Source organism: Exiguobacterium sp. s125 (assembly GCF_018618605.1).
GTDB lineage: Bacteria > Bacillota > Bacilli > Exiguobacteriales > Exiguobacteriaceae > Exiguobacterium_A > Exiguobacterium_A oxidotolerans.
The window spans coordinates 265,523-287,616 of sequence record NZ_JACSMI010000002.1; the positions used below are offsets into that span (position 1 = coordinate 265,523).

The 22,094-nt window shown below is 49.7% G+C and carries 18 protein-coding genes, 1 riboswitch and 2 other annotated features; of the genes, 12 read left to right on the forward strand and 6 right to left on the reverse strand.

Going from position 1 to position 22,094, the window contains the following annotated elements; all coding sequences use genetic code 11:
- From buk to trpA, 12 genes are all read left to right on the forward strand, one after another.
- Positions 1-1,104, forward strand: coding sequence for a butyrate kinase (buk, locus tag KNQ05_RS09025; protein ID WP_214805189.1), 1,104 nt, complete (start codon positions 1-3; stop codon positions 1,102-1,104).
- The gene (gene lpdA, locus KNQ05_RS09030; RefSeq protein WP_214805190.1) at positions 1,074-2,495 is read left to right on the forward strand and encodes a dihydrolipoyl dehydrogenase; all 1,422 of its coding nucleotides are present in this window, start codon (positions 1,074-1,076) and stop codon (positions 2,493-2,495) included. Before buk ends, lpdA begins: the two co-directional genes overlap by 31 nt.
- A gap of 13 nt (positions 2,496-2,508) precedes the next feature.
- Positions 2,509-3,522, forward strand: a complete 1,014-nt coding sequence (locus tag KNQ05_RS09035) for a thiamine pyrophosphate-dependent dehydrogenase E1 component subunit alpha (protein WP_029333083.1) — start codon at positions 2,509-2,511, stop codon at positions 3,520-3,522.
- On the forward strand, positions 3,519-4,502 hold the full coding sequence (locus KNQ05_RS09040) for an alpha-ketoacid dehydrogenase subunit beta (protein WP_088836623.1): 984 nt from the start codon (positions 3,519-3,521) through the stop codon (positions 4,500-4,502). The genes KNQ05_RS09035 and KNQ05_RS09040 overlap by 4 nt, the downstream gene beginning before the upstream one ends.
- Positions 4,503-4,515: 13 nt before the next feature.
- On the forward strand, positions 4,516-5,790 hold the full coding sequence (locus KNQ05_RS09045; RefSeq protein ID WP_088836624.1) for a dihydrolipoamide acetyltransferase family protein: 1,275 nt from the start codon (positions 4,516-4,518) through the stop codon (positions 5,788-5,790).
- Between the two features lie 50 nt (positions 5,791-5,840).
- Positions 5,841-6,074 (forward strand) — a binding site (T-box leader).
- A 52-nt stretch (positions 6,075-6,126) separates the two neighbouring features.
- Positions 6,127-6,373: a binding site (T-box leader), on the forward strand.
- A gap of 51 nt (positions 6,374-6,424) precedes the next feature.
- Positions 6,425-7,819, forward strand: a complete 1,395-nt coding sequence (gene trpE, locus KNQ05_RS09050; protein ID WP_088836626.1) for an anthranilate synthase component I — start codon at positions 6,425-6,427, stop codon at positions 7,817-7,819.
- A complete protein-coding gene (locus KNQ05_RS09055; protein WP_214805191.1) occupies positions 7,816-8,382 on the forward strand; it encodes an anthranilate synthase component II in 567 nt (188 codons plus the stop codon). The genes trpE and KNQ05_RS09055 overlap by 4 nt, the downstream gene beginning before the upstream one ends.
- A 6-nt stretch (positions 8,383-8,388) precedes the next feature.
- Positions 8,389-9,408 (forward strand): anthranilate phosphoribosyltransferase, encoded by a 1,020-nt coding sequence (trpD, locus tag KNQ05_RS09060; RefSeq protein ID WP_088836628.1) that lies wholly within the window; start codon positions 8,389-8,391, stop codon positions 9,406-9,408.
- On the forward strand, positions 9,405-10,181 hold the full coding sequence (gene trpC, locus KNQ05_RS09065; RefSeq protein ID WP_214765368.1) for an indole-3-glycerol phosphate synthase TrpC: 777 nt from the start codon (positions 9,405-9,407) through the stop codon (positions 10,179-10,181). The genes trpD and trpC overlap by 4 nt, the downstream gene beginning before the upstream one ends.
- On the forward strand, positions 10,168-10,737 hold the full coding sequence (locus KNQ05_RS09070; protein ID WP_214801019.1) for a phosphoribosylanthranilate isomerase: 570 nt from the start codon (positions 10,168-10,170) through the stop codon (positions 10,735-10,737). The genes trpC and KNQ05_RS09070 overlap by 14 nt, the downstream gene beginning before the upstream one ends.
- Positions 10,738-10,742: 5 nt before the next feature.
- The gene (gene trpB, locus KNQ05_RS09075) at positions 10,743-11,939 is read left to right on the forward strand and encodes a tryptophan synthase subunit beta (RefSeq protein WP_088836631.1); all 1,197 of its coding nucleotides are present in this window, start codon (positions 10,743-10,745) and stop codon (positions 11,937-11,939) included.
- Positions 11,939-12,718 (forward strand): tryptophan synthase subunit alpha, encoded by a 780-nt coding sequence (gene trpA / locus KNQ05_RS09080; RefSeq protein WP_088836632.1) that lies wholly within the window; start codon positions 11,939-11,941, stop codon positions 12,716-12,718. The genes trpB and trpA overlap by 1 nt, the downstream gene beginning before the upstream one ends.
- A 160-nt stretch (positions 12,719-12,878) precedes the next feature.
- On the opposite strand, the gene KNQ05_RS09085 is transcribed toward trpA, so the two are convergent.
- From KNQ05_RS09085 to KNQ05_RS09110, 6 genes are all read right to left on the reverse strand, one after another.
- Positions 12,879-14,870, reverse strand: a complete 1,992-nt coding sequence (locus KNQ05_RS09085; protein WP_214765366.1) for a penicillin-binding transpeptidase domain-containing protein — start codon at positions 14,868-14,870, stop codon at positions 12,879-12,881.
- A gap of 137 nt (positions 14,871-15,007) precedes the next feature.
- Positions 15,008-15,730, reverse strand: coding sequence for a M23 family metallopeptidase (locus KNQ05_RS09090; protein ID WP_088836634.1), 723 nt, complete (start codon positions 15,728-15,730; stop codon positions 15,008-15,010).
- A gap of 276 nt (positions 15,731-16,006) precedes the next feature.
- Positions 16,007-16,894, reverse strand: a complete 888-nt coding sequence (locus KNQ05_RS09095) for a diacylglycerol/lipid kinase family protein (protein ID WP_088836635.1) — start codon at positions 16,892-16,894, stop codon at positions 16,007-16,009.
- A 128-nt stretch (positions 16,895-17,022) separates the two neighbouring features.
- Complete coding sequence (locus tag KNQ05_RS09100) at positions 17,023-18,492, reverse strand: alanine/glycine:cation symporter family protein (protein WP_029333096.1); 1,470 nt, start codon at positions 18,490-18,492, stop codon at positions 17,023-17,025.
- Positions 18,493-18,716: 224 nt separating this feature from the next.
- A complete protein-coding gene (abc-f, locus tag KNQ05_RS09105; RefSeq protein ID WP_251131922.1) occupies positions 18,717-20,573 on the reverse strand; it encodes a ribosomal protection-like ABC-F family protein in 1,857 nt (618 codons plus the stop codon).
- A gap of 281 nt (positions 20,574-20,854) precedes the next feature.
- Complete coding sequence (locus tag KNQ05_RS09110; RefSeq protein WP_088836636.1) at positions 20,855-21,736, reverse strand: DUF1002 domain-containing protein; 882 nt, start codon at positions 21,734-21,736, stop codon at positions 20,855-20,857.
- A 187-nt stretch (positions 21,737-21,923) separates the two neighbouring features.
- Positions 21,924-22,029: riboswitch (TPP riboswitch) on the forward strand.
- Positions 22,030-22,094: the final 65 nt, after the last annotated feature.

A 22,094-nucleotide genomic window follows, 5' to 3' on the forward strand; every position in this document is an offset into this window, starting at 1 on the left:
ATGAGCGAACGTATTTTAACGATCAATCCAGGCTCGACTTCGACGAAGATTGGAATCTTCGAAGGAACGGAGCAGTTGTTTGCGAAGACGTTACGCCACCCAGCTGAAGCGGTCGGAGGACCGCTTCACGCTCAGCTGGAAATACGGCGTCAAGTGGTGTTGGATGTATTGGCACAAGAAAAGATTGAATTGAAAGCGCTTACTGCGGTTGTTGGACGCGGCGGCCTGCTTCGTCCGCTCGTCAGTGGGACGTATGCCGTCAACCAGGAAATGCGTGAAGATTTATTGAGTGGCATTTTTGGGGTCCATGCATCGAATCTCGGAGGTCTACTAGCAGACGAAATCGCTCGCACGTTATCGATTCCATCGTTCATCGTCGATCCGGTCGTCGTAGATGAACTTGAGCCGATTGCCCGACTTACGGGATTACCTGAACTTGAACGCAAAAGCATTTTTCATGCCTTGAATCAAAAAGCAGTCGCGAAACGATATGCGAAACAAGCGGAGATGCCGTATGAGGAAATGCGTCTGATCGTTGCACACATGGGGGGCGGGATTACCGTCGGTGCACATCTCGACGGACGGGTCATCGATGTCAATAATGGTCTTGACGGGGAAGGCTCATTTTCGCCGGAACGAAGTGGGTCCCTTCCTGTTGGTCAACTAATAGAACTATGTTATAGTACCAAGTATAAACTCGAGGAAATGAAGCGTCTGGTCGTAGGGTCAGGCGGACTTGTCGCGCACCTAGGGACATTTGACGCAATCGAAATTGAACGTCGAATCGATGCCGGGGACGAGAAGGCTGCCTTACTGTACGACGCGATGGCTTATCGGATTGCAAAAGAAATTGCTGCCCAAAGTGCAGTCTTATATGGTCAAATCGATGCCATCATTTTAACGGGTGGCTTAGCATACAGCGACCGGTTGACGAGTGCAATCGAAGAACGCGTCGCACACCTCGGACAAGTGATCCGGATTCCGGGTGAAGATGAGTTACGTGCACTTGCGGAAGGTGTAATACGCGTGTTACGTGGAGAAGAAGAAGTTAAGGAATATGGAGGCGAACCAACATGGCTAGAGAATTCGACGTCGTTGTCTTAGGTGGCGGACCGGGCGGTTATGTCGCAGCAATTCGCGCTGCACAAGCCGGCAAGACGGTCGCAATCGTAGAACAAGGAAAACTCGGGGGAACCTGTTTACACCGTGGCTGTATCCCTTCAAAGGCACTCTTGAAATCAGCAGCGGTCTATCAGACAGTCAAACACGCCGCTACATATGGCGTCGACGTACCGGAGTCGTTTTTACGATTCGAACAGGTCAAACAACGGAAACAAGACATCATCGATGGACTGGAATCCGGGATTCAACATTTGATGAAAAAAGGCAAAATCGAAGTCTTCCATGGTCGGGGATCGATTCTTGGGCCAAGCATCTTTTCACCGATGCCGGGGACAATCAGTGTCGAACCGGAAGAAGGGGAAGGGGAATTGATTTTACCGCGTCAATTGATTGTCGCGACAGGATCACGCCCGCGTCCGCTAGCCGGTCTGTCGTTTGATTCCGAATATGTCCTCAGCTCGGATGAAGCACTCGACATGAATGCGTTACCTGCCTCGATCGTCATCATCGGCGGCGGGGTCATCGGAATCGAATGGGCATCGATGTTGACGGACTTTGATGTCAATGTCACGGTCGTCGAGTTCAGCGACCGGATTTTACCGACTGAAGATCAGGCGGTCAGTCGTGAAGTCGCTCGTCAGTTGAAAAAACGCGGAGTCAAGATTTTGACGAGCGCGGCTGCGCAAAGTGACAGCTTCAAGATGACGGAGTCCGGTGTGACGATCGACGTCAATCGAAATGGTGACATCACGACGCTTGCGGCGGACAAGTTGCTTGTCGCGATCGGACGGATGGCGAACGTCGAAGGGATTGGGCTTGAGAATACGAACATCGTCGTCGAAAACGGGTTTATTCAAGTCGATGATGATTTCCGGACAAAAGACAATCATATCTATGCGATTGGCGATGTCATCGGACGTCTGCAACTGGCACACGTTGCATCTGCTGAAGGCGCAAAAGCGGTCGAAGCAATCGTCAATGGATCGACGACGCCACTCAATTACGCGTTTGTCCCACGCTGTATCTACAGTGTACCGGAAGCTGCTTCGGTCGGTCTGACGGAAGCTGAAGCAAAAAATGCCGGAATGGACGTCAAAACGGGGATGTTTTCGTTTAACGGACTCGGTAAGGCACGCATCGAAGGCGAAGCCGCCGGATTCATCAAGCTGGTCTCTGATGCCAAAACGGACGATTTAGTCGGCGTCCATATCGTCGGACCAAAGGCGACGGAACTGATTAGCGAAGGCGGGCTGGCACTTGTCTTGAATGCGACGGCATGGGAAGTCGGGCAGCTCGTTCACCCGCACCCGGCCCTGTCAGAAGCATTCGGTGAAGCAGCATTAGCAGTTGACGGATTAGCGGTTCACGCATAAGGAGGAATAACGGATGGAAAAAATAGAATTTAAAGAACTCGTTGAGCTCGGACTGACGGAGCAGGATGCAATCCAGATGTTTGAGACGATGGTACGGGCACGAAAAATCGATGAGCGGATGTGGAAATTGAACCGGGCCGGTAAGATTCCGTTCCTCGTTTCTTGCCAAGGGCAAGAGGCGGCGCAAGTCGGGGCGGCATTCGCACTCGAAAAAGGAACGGATTATATTTTACCGTACTACCGTGATTTAGGGGTCGTCCTTCATTTCGGTCAAACATCGCGTGACATCATGTTGTCTGCGTTCGCGAAAGCGGAAGATCCGAACTCAGGTGGACGTCAAATGCCGGGACACTACGGCTCACGTGCTTTAAACATCGTCACGGGATCAAGCCCTGTCACGACACAAGTCCCGCATGCGGTCGGGATCGCCCTGGCTGCGAAGATGCGTAAGGAACCACTTGTCGCGTACGTTTCGTTTGGTGAAGGATCATCGAACCAAGGGGATTTCCACGAAGGAGCAAACTTTGCCGGGATTCATAAATTACCGGTCATTCTATTCTGTGAGAACAATAAATATGCGATTTCAACACCCCTCTCGAAACAATTGTCAGCGAAACATGTCGCAGACCGCGCAATCGGCTATGGCATGCCGGGTGTGACGATTGACGGGATTGATCCACTCGCCGTCTATAAAGCAGTCAAGGAAGCACGTGACCGTGGCATTCGTGGGGAAGGTCCGACGTTAATCGAAGTCGAAGTTGAACGTCTTGTCCCCCACTCGTCAGACGATGATGACAAATCATACCGTTCGGCAGAAGAACTGGCAGAACTGAAAACACGTGACGGCATCAAGATTTTCCGTGCGAAATTGATTGATATGGGTGTCTTGACGGAGGAGTCAGCGACAGAAATCGAGACGACGCTCGAACGTGAAGTCGAAGAAGCGACGGCTTATGCAGAAGCAGCGGCGTATGACTTACCGGAAAACGCACTTCGTTACGTGTACGACGAGGAGGAAACGAAATGACGACATTAAGTTTAATTGAAGCCATCAATAGCGCAATCAAAGAAGAAATGGAACGGGATGATTCCGTCTTTATCTTAGGAGAAGACGTCGGTGTCCGTGGTGGAGTATTCCGGGCGACACAAGGATTGCTCGAGCAGTTCGGGGAAGAACGTGTCATCGATGCACCACTCGCTGAGAGTGCGATTGCAGGTGTTGGAATCGGAGCCGCCATGTATGGCATGCGTCCGATTGCTGAGATGCAGTTCGCCGACTTCATCATGCCGGCCGTCAACCAAATCGTCAGTGAAGCGGCAAAAATCCGGTACCGTTCGAACAATGACTGGATTTGTCCAATCGTCATCCGCGCACCCTTTGGCGGCGGCATTCATGGTGCGTTGTACCATTCACAATCGGTCGAAGCGATGTTCAATTCGACGCCGGGTCTAAAAATCGTCATTCCGTCAAACCCATACGATGCCAAAGGGTTATTGAAGGCTGCGATTCGCTCGAATGATCCTGTGCTGTTCTTTGAACATAAACGGGGCTACCGGTTGTTAAAAGGTGAAGTTCCGGAAGAAGATTACACGGTTGAAATCGGGAAAGCTGATGTCAAACGGGACGGAGAAGACGTCACCGTCATCTCATACGGACTTTGTGTCCAAATGGCGCTTGACGCAGCAGCACGTCTTGAAAAAGACGGCATCGACGTCCATATCCTTGATCTTCGGACCGTCTATCCGATCGACCGGGCGGCAGTCGTCGCAGCGGCACAAAAAACGGGTAAAGTCTTGCTCGTGACGGAAGATAATAAAGAAGGCAGTGTCATGAGTGAAGTCTCGGCGATCATCGCGGAAGAAGCATTGTTCGATCTTGATGCACCAGTCGAACGATTGTGCGGACCCGATGTACCGGCGATGCCATATGCACCGACGATGGAGAAATTCTTTAATATCTCAAGCGAAAAAATTGAAGATAAAATCCGGACGCTCTACGCGTACTGAGGGGGACCCGTCAATGAAGACAGAAACATTAACGATGCCACAACTTGGTGAGAGCGTGACGGAAGGAACGATTTCGTTATGGCTCGTCAAACCAGGAGATACCGTCAAAAAGTATGATCCGATTGCTGAAGTCATCACCGATAAAGTGACAGCCGAAGTACCATCATCGTTTGATGGTGTCATCGACAAGCTGCTCGCTGAAGAAGGGGACACGCTCCAAGTCGGGGAAGCAATCGTCACGTTACAAGTCAGTGGTGGATCGACGGAAGTCGCAGCGACCGAAGAAGAAATCCCGGCTGTAAAAGAGCAGACGGTAGAAACGGTTCAGTCGATGAAAAAACGCTATTCACCAGCTGTGCTGAAGTTATCAGCAGAACACGGCATCAATCTCGATCACGTCAACGGGACGGGAGCGGGCGGCCGGATTACACGCAAAGATTTGCTGAAGCTCGTTGAATCCGGTCAAGTCAATCAGCCGGATGTTGTCGAGGCCCCGACGATTGAGACCGTACCGACAAAAGCGGAAGCGGCAGTCGAGACTCCGGCACCGAAGTCTGCGCCAAAACCGACGATGAGTACGACGGAAGACGGCGATATTGAAATTCCGACGGCAGGTGTCCGTCAAGCGATCGCCAGTAACATGGTGCGCTCGAAACAAGAAGCACCGCACGCCTGGTTGATGGTTGAAGTCGACGTGACGAATCTGGTCGAAGCACGGAATCGTCATAAAGATCAGTTCTTCAAACAAGAAGGCGTCAAATTGACGTTTTTACCGTTCTTCATGAAAGCGACAGTCGAAGGACTGAAGAAACACCCAATCATGAACTCGCAGTGGGCAGGCGATAAAATCATTCAAAAACGGGCAATCAACTTATCACTCGCCGTCGCGACGCAAGAAGCGTTATTCGTCCCGGTCGTCAAACATGCGGATGAACTTAGCATTAAAGGACTCGCTCGGGCAATCGATGACTTCGGTAAACGGGCGCAGGCCGGTAAGTTATCGTCAAGCGAGATGCAAGGTGGTACGTTTACCGTCAATAACACGGGTTCGTTCGGTTCGATCCAATCGGCACCGATCTTGAACTTCCCGCAAGCGGCGATTTTATCCGTGGAATCAATCGTCAAGCGCCCGGTTTGGGTCAACGGCATGTTCGCAGCACGTGACATGGTCAACTTATGTATGTCGATTGATCACCGTGTACTTGACGGGTTAGTGGCCGGTCAATTCCTGCAGACCGTCAAGCAGGCGCTCGAATCGATCGACCCGGATCAACTCGCTTTATACTAAATAGTTGACAGGTCGCCCGAAGCGACGTAATATAATAAACAATTGAACAACATAACGCTACGACGAAGAAGAGTAGCCCGTGAAACGATTGAAGAGAGCTGATGGGTGGTGCGAATCAGTATCGGGAAACAGGTGAATGGGCTTTTGAGCATCAGACCGAACTTGAAGTAGGCTCTGACGGTGACCTCCCGTTATCGAGGACGACGAATCAGGTGCGCCGGTTCGTTCGAGGGGACTATTGTATAGTCAACGAAGGTGGTACCGCGGGTTTTCCCGTCCTTCATGTGAATGATCACATGAATGGACAGGAAGACCCTTTTCGTATACAACAACATAAAAAAATCGATGAATGAGTTAAGTAGTTAAACACATCACTGTTTCAGAGAGCCGGAGAAGGGTGGGACTTCGGCACAGGGAGGTTTAATGAATGGTCTCATGAGAGCATGGCTGAATTTACAGTAGGTCATGACGGAAGCCCCCGTTATCGCAGGCTACGGTGTCCTTGAAATGAGGAAGCACCGGAAAAGTGGGAACGCAACAACCGTTCCAATCGAGGTGGCACCGCGAGTTAATCGTCCTCCATGTAGCAATTGCTATGTGGAGGACTTTTTTTATACCAGGAGGCGAAATCAGGATGATTCAGACAGAAGAATTAGTAATCGAACGACTTGAGATGAACGGGGACGAGCTGACACCAATTTCGATTTTTCGACGGATCGACGGGAATCGAAAGTGTTTACTCGAAAGTTCGACCCAGTCCGGGAATGCACGTTACTCAATCATCGGGGTCGACCCAGTCGCTTTGCTACGGGCAGAGGGGAATCAAGTCACGCGGCATGATTTAAAGACGGACGAATCGGTTACGACGATCGGCGATCCGGTCCATTTACTGCAACACTACATCACACGACCAACAAGTGAACTGGACTTACCTTTTTTAAGTGGGGCGATCGGTTACGTCGGCTATGACACGATTCGCGCCTATGAAAACATCGGAGTGATGCCAAAGATTGACCGGAACCTACCGGATGCGTTACTCGCCGTCTATGATGAAATCATTTTATACGATCATCTTGAACATCGCGTCCACTTGGTCCATACGTCACTCGGTGGTGTGACGGACCGCAGTGAAATGATGGAGCGGTTAGAACAAAGAAAGCAACAACTCGAACGGACAGGGGAGCAAACCTTACTGGAACGTCCCCTTGAAAACATTTCATATCAGCCGCAGATGGAGAAGGAAGATTTTATCCAGCTCGTGGAACAAGCGAAACAACATATTCGGCAAGGAGACGTCTTCCAACTGGTGTTATCGCAACGACTCGATGCGACCTTCGCGGGGGATCCGTTTCACTTCTACCGGAAGTTACGGCAAGACAACCCGAGCCCTTATCTCTTTTATATCGACCTCGGCGAGTTGATTGTCCTTGGGGCATCGCCGGAAAGTCTCGTTCAGGTCAAGGGAAGACGCGTGACGACGAATCCGATCGCCGGGACACGGCGCAGAGGACAAACGAAACAAGAAGACGAACGGTTGGCAGCTGAGCTCGTTGCAGACGAGAAGGAGCGTGCCGAACATCGGATGCTCGTCGATCTTGGCCGCAACGATCTCGGCAAGGTCTGTCAGGTCGGAAGCATTAACGTATCGCGCTACATGGAAATCGAACGTTTCAAAAACGTGATGCATCTTGTCTCCGTCGTCGAAGGGACGTTAGCGAACGGGCAGACAGGAGCCGACGCCTTGATTTCTTGTTTACCCGCTGGAACGGTCTCCGGGGCGCCGAAAATTCGGGCGATGCAATTGATTGAACAGTATGAAACGTTGAAGCGGGAAGTGTATGCGGGCGCCGTCGGTTACTTCGATGTCAGTGGAAATCTTGATTTTGCACTCGCAATCCGGACGATGGTCATCAAGGACGGTACGGCCTATGTCCAAGCCGGTGCCGGAATCGTCTATGACTCGGACCCGACGCTCGAATATGAAGAGACATTGCATAAAGCGAAGTCGTTACTGGAGGTTTGGAAATGATTTTATTGATTGATAACTATGATTCCTTTACCTATAACCTGTATCAATATGCGGCGGAACATACCGCCGTACAAGTCGTCCGTAACGATGCGATGACAATCGAAGGCATTCAAGACTTGCAACCGGACGGAATCATTTTATCGCCGGGACCAGGTAATCCGAATGATGCCGGGATTTGTCTAGATGTCATCAAACAACTGTCCGGTTCGATTCCAATCCTTGGCGTCTGTCTTGGTCACCAAGCAATCGGACAAGCCTTCGGGGGACAAGTCGTCCAGGCAACGGACATCATGCACGGCAAGACATCGATGATTCGACAGAACGGGAACTTATTTAAGGGACTCGCAGAACAATTCGAAGTCATGCGGTATCATTCACTGATTGTCGACCGGCAGACCGCACCCGACGTGTTACGCATTACGGCGGAAACAGTAGACGGGACGATCATGGCATTTGAACATATCGAACACCCGACATACGGGATTCAGTTTCACCCAGAGTCGGTCGGAACGATCAACGGAAAACAAATCGTCAAACGATTCATTGAACTGACAGGGGAGTGACAAGACATGAAAGAGATATTAACGAAACTAGCAGCTGCGAAGCATTTACGATACGAAGAGATGCAACAAGCAGCACGACAACTGTTTGAACCGAACGTGACGGACAGCGAAATCGCCGCCTTCCTCGTCGCCTTAAAAGCAAAAGGCGAAACAGCGGATGAACTGGCGGGACTCGCCTCAATCATGCGGGAAGTCGCACTCGACATTCCCGTCACAGGAACGGACTTCATCGACAACTGTGGTACGGGTGGCGATGGCTCACAGTCATTCAACATCAGTACGACAGCCGCCTTCGTTCTCGCAGGTGCAGGCTCGAAAGTCGCCAAGCACGGTAACCGGAGTATCTCGAGTAAAACGGGCAGTGCCGATGTCCTCGAGGCATTAGGTGTTAAACTGGATGAAACACCCGAGCAACTCGCAAACCGACTCGAAGAAAACGGGATTGCGTTCTTATTCGCTCAGCGGATGCACCCGCGTGTCAAACAAATCATGAAGGTCCGGAGCGATTTACGGATCCCGACGATCTTCAACTTGATTGGTCCGTTAACGAACCCGGTCTCTTTAAAAACACAATTGCTCGGGATTTACCGGGAAGATTTACTCGAGACGATGGCGTTGACGTTACACCGTCTCGGACGCAAACGGGCAATCGTCTTACACGGAGCGAATGGAATGGATGAAGCGTCTCTCGCCGGAACGAACCAACTTGTGTTACTCGACGACGGAGAACTGATTCGCTTCAGTCTTCACCCGGAAGAAGTCGGATTGACCGTCGCCCCACTCGAAGCAATCCGTGGCGGGTCGGCACAAGAAAATGCCGACATCTTACTACGTGTCCTTGACGGGGAAGCGGGACCCTACCGGGATACGGTCTTACTCAACGCCGGCATCGCCCTGTTCGCGGAAGGACGGGTCAAAACGATTCGGGAAGGAATCGATTGTGCGATCGTCAGTATCGATTCCGGACAAGCACGAGAAAAACTGCGACAATTGCAACAGACGAAACGACAGGAGGCAATCGGATGAATATTTTAGACCGCATCATTGAAACGAAGAAACGCGAAGTAGCTGAACTCAAAGTGGCAGGAGTCAAGCAAATCGAACGGTCACCGTTACACCGTTCGATTCACGAACGACTCGGCCAAGACGACCTGTCGGTCATCGCGGAAATTAAACGGGCATCTCCTTCAAAAGGCGACATCTCGCTCGACGTCGACCCTGTCGCTCAAGCAAAACGGTATGCAGCAAGCGGGGCAACGGTCATCTCGGTTTTGACGGATACGACGTATTTCAAAGGAAGCATGGCAGACCTTGAGGCAGTCGCAAATGCAGTCGATGTGCCCATCCTGTGTAAAGATTTTATGATTGACCGGATTCAAATCGACCTTGCGAAAGCGCATGGAGCGAGCTTGATCCTGTTGATCGTCGCGGCACTTGACGAAGCGACACTGGAAGACTTGTATCACTATGCCTACGCAAACGGTCTCGAAGTTTTAGTGGAAGTCCATGATGAAGCGGAACTGAAGCAAGCAGAACAGCTCGGTGCACGCATCATCGGCATCAACAACCGAAACTTAAAAAAGTTCGCCGTCGACTTAGCGACATCGACACGGCTGTTGCAGACGAAGCGCCCGGGCGTCCGGTATATCAGTGAAAGCGGGATTCAGACGGTCGAGCAGGCACGTCAGCTCCATCAGGACGGGGCAGACGGCATTTTAGTCGGTGAAACGCTGATGCGCGCAGAGGATCCCACCGCCTTCATCCAAGCAGTCAACGGACCGGTCTATGACACGCATTAAATTTTGCGGGTTACGGCGCGCCGATGATGTGGTGGTCGCGAGCCGACTCGCCGACTACATCGGTTTCGTGTTCGCGCCGAGTAAACGTCAGGTCACGCTTGAACAGGCCGCCGAATTGCGGCAATTGGTTCCGGCAACGGTCCAAGTCGTCGGTGTGTTCGTCTCGCCGACCTTACAAGAAGTCGAAGCGGCGATTGAAACGGTGGGACTGGATTTGATTCAAATTCACGGTATGGTGGACGAAGCGATTCGTACACAAACGAAAGTTCCGATCATTCAGGCACTCGTCGCGGGCGCCACTTCAATCGATACGGAGGCTGATTACATTCTCTATGACGCGCCACAAGCTGGAAGCGGACAACCGTTTGATTGGTCGACGGATTTAATAAGTACACGACCGATGTTCGTCGCAGGTGGTTTGACACCATCGAACGTCGCAGCAGCAATCGCGCGCTATCAACCGTTCGCAGTGGATGTCTCGAGCGGAATCGAAACGGAGTTTCAAAAAGATCAACAAAAAATGCTGGCATTCGCACATGCCGTAAAGGGGAGATGAGCACGATGGGTTATTCACAACCAGATGCACTTGGTCAATATGGGGTTTATGGTGGACGCTACATTCCGGAAACATTGATGCAAGCCGTCCTTGAACTGGAACAGGCCTATGCCGAAGTCAAAGAGGACCCGGCGTTTTATGAACGGATGAACGATCTCTTAAAAAATTACGTCGGGCGTGAGACGCCACTCTACTTCGCGGAACACTTGACGCGGGAAATCGGTGGCGCGAAGATTTACTTGAAACGGGAAGACCTGAACCATACGGGCGCTCATAAAATCAATAATACGATTGGACAAGCTCTACTCGCAGAGCGGATGGGGAAACGAAAAATCGTCGCCGAGACCGGTGCCGGACAACACGGTGTTGCCACGGCGACCGTCTGTGCCCTACTTGATTTAGAATGTGTCATCTTCATGGGGGAAGAGGATGTCCGGCGTCAAGAATTGAACGTCTTCCGGATGGAACTGCTTGGGGCGAAGGTCATCCCGGTCACACAGGGCAGTCGGACCCTGAAGGATGCCGTCAATGAAGCGTTACGTTACTGGGTCAAACATGTTGAGGATACACACTATTTGATGGGATCGGTTCTCGGACCGCATCCGTTCCCGGAGCTCGTCCGTGATTTCCAATCCGTCATCGGGAAAGAGACGCGGGCGCAAATCCTTGAAAAAGAGGGTGTCTTGCCGGACGCGATCGTCGCTTGTGTCGGTGGCGGGAGTAACGCGATTGGTATGTTCCATCCGTTCATCGATGATGAAACGGTTGCGCTGTACGGAATTGAAGCAGCAGGAGACGGGATTGAGACGGACAAACACGCAGCGACGATGACGAAAGGTGAAGTCGGTGTCTTACACGGGTCGATGATGTACTTGCTACAGGATGCACACGGTCAAGTCACGGAAGCCCATTCGATTTCAGCCGGGCTCGATTATCCAGGCGTCGGACCGGAACATAGTCTCTTAAAAGACATCGGTCGTGTCCAGTATGAAGCCGTCACCGATCAAGAAGCACTCGATGCGCTCCAGTTGTTATGCCAAAAAGAAGGCATCATTCCGGCGCTCGAAACAGCACATGCCGTCGCCTATGCGACGAAGCTTGCGAAAGACATGTCGGAAGACGAGATTCTCGTCATCTGTTTATCCGGTCGCGGTGATAAAGATGTCATGACGGTCAGATCGGCCTTAAAGGGGGAAGCGTGATGCGATTAGAACAAGCAATCCGAACAGTCAATGACCGCGGTGAAAAAGCGTTTATCCCGTATGTCATGGGAGGTGACGGCGGAATCGACCGTCTGCCGGACATTTTGGCATTCCTCGAACGGAGTGGGGCCACAGCAATCGAAGTCGGTGTCCCGTTCTCGGACCCTGTTGCGGACGGTCCGGTCATTCAAGAAGCCGGTCTTCGCGCGCTTGCACACGAAGTCAGCTTACACGACGTCCTCGAGGCGATTCGGGTCGCCCGTCAAGAAACGACGGTCCCGATCGTCGTCATGACCTACTTGAATCCGATTTTCCGCTTTGGCATCGATGCCTTTCTTGCGACCTGTCGTGAAGTCGGGGTCGATGGCTTAATCATTCCGGACTTACCACTCGAACAGAGTGCGCAGTTTTTTGCGAAGCATGACAAACAAGACATCGCCCTCGTCCAACTCGTTTCACTGACGAGTCCGATCGAACGGATTCAAAAAATCGCGAATCAAAGTGAAGGGTTCCTCTATGCCGTCACCGTCAACGGGACGACAGGAGGGCAGACGACGTTCGGCGAGTCGCTCGAAGCGCATCTTGCAAATGTCGCGGAACTGAGTCCTGTTCCGGTCCTCGCCGGGTTTGGAATCAGTACGCCGGCACACGTCAAACAGTTAGGGGCTTCGGTCGCAGGTGTCATCGTCGGTAGTAAAATCGTTGAGTTGTTACAACAAGAAGATACATCAGCGATTGAGCAATTGATGGCAGCCCGGTTACCCGATCTTCACGTCTAACTAAAAAAGATCTGACGCATCCGTCAGACCGACATCAATCAAATGGCCGATGATTCCACTTTTTACGGAATCATCGGCCATTTTACGTTTCTTCATAAAAAGCGGTGACGGGCGACCCTGCAGCAAACATCAGCTGAAATCGCACCCTTGACCAATCGCTTTACTTGGCCTCTTTCAAGACTTCGGCGACGAGACCGGAAACATACGGACTGCCCCGGTCTTCCTGCTCGACCGATTCAATCATCATCGCGACGAGTAGCGTCGGGTCATCGTTGTCATAACCAACGAAAAAGCCATTTTCCTTCCCCTTTGTTTCTCCAGCTTGCTTAAGTTCAGCCGTTCCCGTCTTACCGGCAACGGCGACTTCCTGTATGTCGGCAGGTAAGTCATATCCGGCATGGACGACATCATACAAGTCTTTCCGGATCATCGAGGCGTCGTTCTTAGAGATTAAATCCTGTTTCCAGATCTGTTTTGTTTTTTCATCCGCCCGTAACGTTGGCTGATAGATGATTCCGTCCGTCAAAAAGATTTCGTACATCGAAGCGAGGTGGACGATGTTCGTCAACATCTGACCTTGTCCGTACGATGTATCCATTAATTGACCGTCAGATGAAATGGTCCCGTCGTTTGAAATCTGTGAAGCCCGCATCGGATAGGCGAACGGAATTTTTTCACCGTAACCGAGTGCCTCCAGTCCATTCGTAAAGGTGTCAGCACCTACTTCAAGTGTCGATTGCGCGAAATAAATATTATCCGAGTAGACTAGCGCATTGTGTAAATCGACAGGGTCCGGTGTCTCGTGGATCCGGGTGACATTGAAGCCATCCTTTTTCCACTTTAAGCCGTCAATCGAATAGGCTTTATCGGGATTTAACTTTCCGGCGTTTAGACCGATGGAAGCCGTCAACGGTTTTTGTGTCGATCCGGGTGCAAAGGCACTCGTAAAACGATTGAGTAACGGTTGATCTGAATCATTCGTCAATGTGTCGAGTCGGTCTTGCGAGATGCCGAGTGTGAACTCACTCGGATCAAAACCGGGGGAGCTGACGAGGGTCCGTGTTTCACCGGTCCTTGGATCAAGTGCAGTTGCGACACCCGGTTCACCGTTCATCGTCTCGTACGTCGATTGTTGGAGCGCACCATCGATCGTCAGCGTAATGTCTTTCCCGTCTTTGACCTTCGTCTCGGCGACGGTTACCGGTTCGTCCTGGTCCGACTTCACGATTTCGATGCTCGTTCCGGACTGGCCACGAAGTTCATCATCGAAAACCTGTTCAAGTCCGCGTTTACCAACCTGTTCACCAGCTTGGATTTTATTGTTCGATTGTTCGACGTCTTCAGCGGTCGCCGATCCAACATAGCCGATTAAGTGGGACGTCGCTTCACCGTATGGGTAAGTCCGCACTTCTGTTTCCTTGGCGCTGACCCCTTTAAGTGCCGTCAAGCGCTTAACGGTTGCTTCGTCAGACGGATCAAATGTTTTTAACGGAACGAACTGACCGTCCTTGACCCAAGATGCCGATAGAGCGTCGTCAATCGAATTCGTCGACCGGTCGAGGAGAGAAGCGACTTTCTTTTTGGTCGTGTCATCCAGCTGGCCAGCTGTCACACCGACTTCAAAGCCTTGACCGGTCGTCGCGAGCGGTTTTTCATTCCGGTCAATTAAATCACCGCGTTTTGCGGTAAGCGTGTTCAATTTGATTTGATCCGCTTGTTCAAAGTCTTCGAACAGGAAGGAAGGATCCCAGTCGACGTACCAATTGTCTGTGTCTTTGTTTGTCTCGTAGACGAGCGGGACCTCTTTCTTGAACGATACAGGTCCCGCGACCGTATCGAATTTGACGGTGACAGGCAATAGTTGTTTCTTCTCATCATCTGTGTCGGGTGCTTTTCCCGGTGTAATGGAAATATTTTTGATTTCAAGCGTATCGTTCAATTTTTTCGTTCGTTCGATGAACTGACTTTCTCCGTACTCTTTTTGTGTCGTTTGACTGACATAATCGGCATACATCTTGTCATAGTCTTGTTTTTCCCAAAGCTTTGAATAGGAAGCGAGTCGTTCTTCTGCTGTCGGCTGATCTTGACAGCCGACAAGAATTCCGATGCTCGCAGCACTTGTTGCGGCAAACAAAAGTGAGCGTGATTTCAAGGTGAATCCCTCCTTAAAAGCATTTATTTAATCACCGTACCATTGTTTTGTCTAACTTTCACCTAAGACACCCTTGACGCACGAGAAACGTAAGGCACAAAAAAACCACTGACGAATTTAAGTCAGTGGTGGTTGAGTTAATTGAAGTAGTTTAATGGATTGATACTGCTTGCAGCAGATGACGCACTGTAGACGTATGAACCACGGTGTAGTTCAAAGTGAAGATGGGCGCCGAAGGCGTTTCCGGTTGCACCGACCGTCCCGATTTTTGCTCCTTTTGCAATCGTTTGACCGGCATATACCGAGCGACTGTTCAAGTGAGCGTAGACCGTCGTGTAAGCAAGTCCATTGATTGTGTGCGTCATCATAACGTAATTGCCATAAGCACCGTAATTACGGGACGTGATGACTTTACCGGCAGCAGAAGCATAGACGGGCGTTCCTGTTGCAGCGCCGATATCGATTCCGTTATGGAACGTATAACCGTAAACGCCGCTCGCTGCACCGTATCCTTGTGTGATTGGACCACTTGTCGGTCGCGAAAAGCCACTCGATGCTTTTGTTGCCGTCGTTGTTGTGACTTTATACTTTTTGACATACTTGGAAGCGACATAACGGGAAGAACCTGAGTATGAAATTTTCGTCCATGATCCGGATACGCCGAGGTACTTGTATGTTTTTCCTTTATTGACGGTTCCGACTGCTTTATAGGCAGTCGAAGGACCCGTTCGAACACGGAGACCGTCAGCCATTACTTTTACTTTATATGTAGTTGCTGCTTCGACTTTTTCGATGCCTGTCGTAGCGAAGCCTGAAACCATTAGTGCTGTCATTGTCATTGTTGTTAACATACGCTTCATATGTGAGTTCCTCCTAATTGGGAAAAGGCGACGGACGTCAGTAAAACTAAGTCTTTCAATATTGTAAGGTGAAGGTTCTATGTAGTTAAGGTAGAAAATGTTTTCTTGATAGAATGATTATAGCATCGGAAATAAAGGGGAAATATTTCAGTTTTGTTTCAAAGTTATCACTCTATAACATATATTGTAATGGTCATTTTTGGTTTATTTTGTCCATGCTAAAAAGCCCACCGATTCTATGCAGCTTGGTGGGCTTATATCCATAAAGGATAGTACTTAGGACGTGGGAGCGATGACGTTTAAGTGCTGACCAAGAACTTGGACCGTAATCGGAAGTTTGCCTGCCGTATCGCCATCAGCATTAATCGGAAGTGTTTCCGAAGATTCGATTTTGACTTCCTTCGTTGTAAAGTACTCGACTTGATCTGCTTCAGATAAATCACCTTTCAATAGTTTAGGTAGCGCTTGTAAGGCGTCTAAAATACCAAGTTGTTTTACAAGAAAAACATGAAGTAATCCGTCATCGACACGCGCCTCTTGCGCAAATGATTCGAAACCGCCGACGGAATTCGTCAACGAAACGATAAGTAACGGTGTTTCGCCGTCGAAAGATTTTTCTCTGGCTGTTAACTGGAGCGGGTAGGGACTATGATCCTTGAAGGCTTTTAATCCTTCAATGAAATATGCGATAGAACCGAGTGATGTCTTCTGTTCGACACTCACTTCTTCGACGGCATCGGCAATCAGCCCAATCGCAATCACGTTCATGAAATAGTGTGATCCATACTTACCGATGTCAAAAGGACGAATCGGAGCATCTTCGAGAACGTTGATCGCGTCGCGGGCATCCGTCGGAATATGGAGCGCACGTGCTAAATCGTTGACCGTCCCGAGTGGAACGATGCCGAGCGTCGGACGGTGGTCTTGTTCTGCGATTCCCGTGATGACTTCATTGACCGTTCCGTCACCGCCCATTGCGATGACGGCGTCATACTGCTCAGTCGAAGCAGTACGTGCAAATTCTGTTGCGTCGAGTTCTTTTTCAGTGAACCGGACATCGACCGTTGCAAAGCGCTGAGCGAGTGTACCTTCTGCAAATTCTGCGTATTTTTTACCTAATTCTTTCCCGGATGAGGGATTAATAATTAACATGGCCTTCGACACATTCAATTCCTCCTTAGTGACTCTCTGTTCCTATTTTCCCAACTCACGACCAAGATAATCCTAGCGCAGCAAAAAAACCTTGGAGGCGATTACACGCGCCTCCAAGGTTTTTAGTAGAAAAGAAATGTTTACCGTCGTGCGACAGGTGGTGCTTCACCAGCAGCTGGACGCGCTTCTTCTTCATCGTCCCAACATTCGGTATTTTCGATACCTAATGCTTTAGCAGAGAAGACAGGATCAAGACCTTGCTTACGTTGGTTTTGGTAGTCATTGATGACTTTGATTGCGACTCCACCTAAGAGCGAGATGGCTGTTAAGTTGATTAATGTCATACCGGCCATGAAGAGGTCGGCGAAACTCCAAACCATTCCGAGGCTGAGGAGCGATCCGATGAAGACGAATGCCATCGTAGCAATTCGGAAGCCAAAGACAGTTGATTTACTTTTCTTGATGAATTCAATGTTCGTTTCACCGTAGTAGTAGCTACCGACAATTGAACTGAAAGCGAACAAGAAGACACTGATTGCGATAAAGGCTGGTGCGACGGCACCGAGTTGCTCAGAAAGCGCATTTTGTAACATGGCGATACCTTCACCATTACCGGCAGCGTAGCTGTCACTGAGTAAGATGATTGTCGCTGTTGCTGTACAGACGATCAACGTATCAAGGAAAACACCAAGTGTTTGTAAGAATCCTTGTTTTGCTGGGTGAGAAACTTCAGCGGCAGCAGCAGCGTTCGGAGCAGAACCCATACCGGCTTCGTTCGAGAAGAGACCACGTTTAACACCGAGCGAGATTGCAGCACCGACAGATCCACCAACAGCCTGGTCGATACCGAATGCACTCTTAAAGATCATTGCGAAAACCCCTGGAAGTTCAGTGATGTTCGTGATGACAACAAAGATGGCAGCAATCAAGTAGAGTGACGCCATGATTGGTACAACGATTGCTGAAACTTTCGCGACACGGTGGACACCACCGAAGATGACGAGACCTGTAAGAACGACTAAGATCCCACCGACGATCATTTTGTCGATTCCAAAGGCGTTGTCAAAAGCAGCGGCAATCGTGTTCGATTGAACCGAGTTAAAAATAAGACCAAATGTGACGGCGATTAAGATTGCAAAAATGATTCCGAGGACGCGGTTGTTCAATCCTTTTGCGATGTAGTAAGCAGGACCACCGCGGTAAGCGTTATTGCCTGTATCACGTACTTTATACACTTGAGCAAGCGTACTTTCAATAAGGGCTGTTGCTCCACCAAGGAGGGCGACCATCCACATCCAGAAGACCGCTCCGGGTCCACCAAGTGTAACAGCGATCGTAACACCGGCCAAATTCCCTGTACCGATTCGAGTCGCGGCACCGATGAAGAATGATTGAAGGGATGTAATACTCTGACCTTCATCATCTGTTGTCTTTTCATTTTTATCGAGTGTGACACGGAACATCTCTTTCAAGTAACGGAATTGGATGAACTTCGTTTTAATGGTGAAGTAGATGCCGACTCCGATTAAAGCGGCGATTAAGATATAAGACCATAAGATGTTGTTGGCGAAATCGACGCCCGATTGTACAGCTTGTTGAAATGCATCCATGTGATAGTTCCTCCCAAAGTGTTTTTGCTAAAAACTGATAATAGCTATAAGTTGAATTATACGAATTTTCAGACAACTTGCAAGCTTTTTTTCGAAACTTTCTTTTAAAATATTTAAAATATATTTTTTCGGGTTCAGAAAAACAGATCGTCATCAAAGCATTTTTAATTTAAAAAACCACCGCACTTAATGAAGCAGCGGTGGTGAAATGATGCGTTTTTTGATTAGTGATCGACTGCCAACAATTTTTCATAGAAGTCATCAATTTGACTAACGAGCTGTTCTCGTTCTGAGAATAATGTCGTGAGGACTTCATAATCATGTGTCGCCGCGAGTGATGTATCGAGTAAAGCCACCTCATCCTCTAGCTGTTGAATCTGCTGTTCGAGTTCGCCTGCATTTAAAGCCGGATGTTTCCCGGCTACCGGCGTCCGGGTAGCGCGGGGCGTGAGTGCCGCTGATTCGACGATTGACCGGGCATGTCGTTTTTCGGCAGCATATTGGTAAGAACCGTGAAAGATTTCTGTCGTGTCATCTAGCCAATAGGTTTTCGAGAAGAGTCGGTTCAAGAAATAACGGTCGTGCGATACGGCAATCAGCGTTCCGTCAAAGTGCTCGAGTGCTTCTTCAAGCGCCTCGCGGGATTCAATGTCGAGGTGATTCGTCGGTTCGTCAAGAATCAGGACATTAAGCGGCGAATGGACAAGAATCGCGAGCATCAAGCGCATCTTTTCCCCGCCGCTTAACGCAGTAATCGGTAAGAAGACACGTGGACCGAAAAAGAGGAAACGGGCCAACAGGGAGCGAGCTGTTCCTTCGTCCGCCGAAACGTGTGAGCGGAAGTAATCGATCAGTCGCTCTTCACCCGGCATATCGACGTGTTGCGATAAAAATCCGACCTGATTTGACGGACCACGCGTGACACGTCCGTTCGTCGGCTGGAGTTGTCCAAGTAAGACACGTAATAACGTCGTTTTCCCACTTCCGTTCGCACCGACGATTCCAATCCGGTCACGTGCCGCGGCTTCGAAATCGAGCGACGCGAACAACTTCCGGCCGGCGACGGAAAGCGTGACATCCTCAAGACGGTAAACGATTTGACTGAGTTGCCCTTGCGACGAAAAGCGGATGTCAGGCACCGCTTTTTCCAGGAGCGGCCGTTTGAGTCGCTCAATCCGTTCGAGTGCCCGTTCCATGGCTTTTGCTTTTCGGAACAGTTTTTCGCTTGGCGGAGAGGCTTCATTTGCCCACTGGCGCAAGCGCCGAATCGCATCCTTCATCTGTTTGATTTTCTTTTGTTGTTCCGTGTAGGCGTGGAATTGTTCGAGGAGCAGGCGTTCTTTCGCGACCGTGTACGCCGAATAATTTCCTGGGTAGATTGTCAGTTCACCATCTTCAAGTTCAGCGATCAAGTTGACACTTGCGTCAAGAAACACGCGATCATGCGAGACGATGATGACAGCGCCCGGATAACTGTTTAAAAATTGTTCGAGCCATTCGATTGCTGCGAGATCGAGGTGATTCGTCGGTTCGTCGAGAATCAACAAGTCTGGTTCCACCAGCAGCATCCGGCCGAGGCAGATTTTCGTTTGTTCGCCACCACTTAATTGAGAAAAGGGACGTGTCAGCAAGGCATCGAGGTGGAGTCCGTTAATCATGCGCTGGATTTTCGAGTCGAGCAGGTAACCGTCCTGTTGTTCGAATTGTTCGGTCACACGCGTATACTCATTTAGCACATCGTCCAGGTGGTCAGCACTTGCCATTTGTTGTTCAAGCTGATGCATCGTCGTCCGTAAGGCGACGATTTGGGCAAATGCGGTCCAGAGAACATCAAGGCCCGTCAATTCTTCTGCGAACTGTGGAATTTGAGCCAAATAACCGATGGAAAGTCCTTTTTTGAGATAAAGGGTTCCGCTGTCCGCTGTTTCGAGTTGCGCGATTAAACGCAGTAACGTGGTTTTTCCGGTTCCGTTTCGACCGATCAATCCGATGCGGTCAGCTTGTTTAAGATAGAGCGAGACATCGGTTAAGACGGATGCTCCCCCAAATTGTTTTGTCAGGTGTTGGATGTCGCAAATCATGATCAGTAACTTCCTTTCATGCGCATCAAAAAACGGAGAACGCAAATAGCGCTCTCCGTTTACCGTAAAAGGTGCGCTTTGCTTTATTTTTCAGATGGATGTTCCTAAGAAAAGGGCAGACTCGTCCTTTAGAACGCCATTTCATGAAAAATCGCGCGCAACAGATAAAGTTGTTCCATCAACCATTGCTTACACGCAGCAAAACCCATCTTTTACACCACCTTTTCGTTTCGATAAAGTTAGTTTACCATGTTTTGAACTGAAAATGAAATCGTTTTCAGTTACTTGAACAGTCCGGAAATCGAGTTAAAGAACTTACTTAAGCCGTCAAACAGTTTTGCAAAAAATCCTTTCGTTTCTTCGGAGGTCGCGAACGCGTGGATATCTTGCCCGGCACCCTTTAATCCGGTCTCGATTTGTCCCCAGTTCAAGTCAGCTTTCTCCATTTGACTGAACAATGACGTCAACCGCTCCATTTGGGCGTCCGACAACTGGATGTTGTTATTTTGAATGACTTGGATGATGACATTCTCGATATCGACTTTGGTTTCCGGCTTTTGTTTGGCGATCTCTGCTTTGATTTCATTCATCAGTTCGGCGACTTTGTCCGTCCCGACCGTTTTTCCGACATCGGAAGTGACCGATAACTCTTGTTGGGCTAAATCTTTTCGTTCATCCGTCAATTTAATGCCGGTCTCAGCCGACGTTTGATCGTATGCTTTCATGATCCCCGTCAAAGCAGAGGTCCCGGTGACTTTATAAGGGGAAGTGATTGTGATGTCGGCGTCCGTTACGCCTGCAGTGACGAGCGCGTTCAAGTACATGTCTTTTGTTACCCAGGTAATGTTTTCGGTCGCGACAGATAAACCGTCGCCTTTTTCAGCGAGTTCGATTTTTGCGGAAGAGTACATATTGCCGCCGAGTTGCGATTGGGGAACGTTTTTCCCTAAATATTTTTCTTCATCCGCTGCCGTGGCGATGACGGGCGTAATGCCTTCCGGCGCATTCAATCGGGCGAGTACCCAGGCTTTATCCTTTGCCCCGAGCGATTCACCAAGCGTGATGATTGTTTTATCGACGACTTGCTCTGCTGAAGCAGCAGTCGGTAGAAGTAAACTTGTCGCTAAAAGCGTCGTGGTCATGATTTTTGTTGCTTTATTCATAGTATAAATCCTCCGAGTATAGTAGGTAGTATCAGGTGCTAATTTCATTGTAAGTGACGTCTTCCAGAACGGAATCGGTCTTGAGGCGGAATGAACCGCCCACCTCGTGTCCCTAATCCTATACTACATTTCATTTAAAATCCTGATCATGTGACTGAAAAAATGATATAGTGAAGAGGAATTAAATAATGACCACTAGGGGAGTCGGTAGGCCGACTGAGACGACGAAGACGTTCGGACCCTTTGAACCTGATTAAGTTTGGACTTACGGAGGGAAGTGGCGTGAATATCTCTCTTGTTGTCTCTTCACGTCATGCCCTGTTCGTAGGGTGTGGCGTTTTTTGATTCAACAAAAGGG

What these genes read in the sequence shown, in the direction of transcription:
- buk (WP_214805189.1), top strand. Translation starts at nt 1, where the DNA reads ATGAGCGAACGTATTTTAACGATCAATCCAGGCTCGACTTCGACGAAG.
- lpdA (WP_214805190.1), top strand. Translation starts at nt 1,074, where the DNA reads ATGGCTAGAGAATTCGACGTCGTTGTCTTAGGTGGCGGACCGGGCGGT.
- KNQ05_RS09035 (WP_029333083.1), top strand. Translation starts at nt 2,509, where the DNA reads ATGGAAAAAATAGAATTTAAAGAACTCGTTGAGCTCGGACTGACGGAG.
- KNQ05_RS09040 (WP_088836623.1), top strand. Translation starts at nt 3,519, where the DNA reads ATGACGACATTAAGTTTAATTGAAGCCATCAATAGCGCAATCAAAGAA.
- KNQ05_RS09045 (WP_088836624.1), top strand. Translation starts at nt 4,516, where the DNA reads ATGAAGACAGAAACATTAACGATGCCACAACTTGGTGAGAGCGTGACG.
- trpE (WP_088836626.1), top strand. Translation starts at nt 6,425, where the DNA reads ATGATTCAGACAGAAGAATTAGTAATCGAACGACTTGAGATGAACGGG.
- KNQ05_RS09055 (WP_214805191.1), top strand. Translation starts at nt 7,816, where the DNA reads ATGATTTTATTGATTGATAACTATGATTCCTTTACCTATAACCTGTAT.
- trpD (WP_088836628.1), top strand. Translation starts at nt 8,389, where the DNA reads ATGAAAGAGATATTAACGAAACTAGCAGCTGCGAAGCATTTACGATAC.
- trpC (WP_214765368.1), top strand. Translation starts at nt 9,405, where the DNA reads ATGAATATTTTAGACCGCATCATTGAAACGAAGAAACGCGAAGTAGCT.
- KNQ05_RS09070 (WP_214801019.1), top strand. Translation starts at nt 10,168, where the DNA reads ATGACACGCATTAAATTTTGCGGGTTACGGCGCGCCGATGATGTGGTG.
- trpB (WP_088836631.1), top strand. Translation starts at nt 10,743, where the DNA reads ATGGGTTATTCACAACCAGATGCACTTGGTCAATATGGGGTTTATGGT.
- trpA (WP_088836632.1), top strand. Translation starts at nt 11,939, where the DNA reads ATGCGATTAGAACAAGCAATCCGAACAGTCAATGACCGCGGTGAAAAA.
- KNQ05_RS09090 (WP_088836634.1), bottom strand. Translation starts at nt 15,730, where the DNA reads ATGAAGCGTATGTTAACAACAATGACAATGACAGCACTAATGGTTTCA.
- KNQ05_RS09100 (WP_029333096.1), bottom strand. Translation starts at nt 18,492, where the DNA reads ATGGATGCATTTCAACAAGCTGTACAATCGGGCGTCGATTTCGCCAAC.
- abc-f (WP_251131922.1), bottom strand. Translation starts at nt 20,573, where the DNA reads ATGATTTGCGACATCCAACACCTGACAAAACAATTTGGGGGAGCATCC.
- KNQ05_RS09110 (WP_088836636.1), bottom strand. Translation starts at nt 21,736, where the DNA reads ATGAATAAAGCAACAAAAATCATGACCACGACGCTTTTAGCGACAAGT.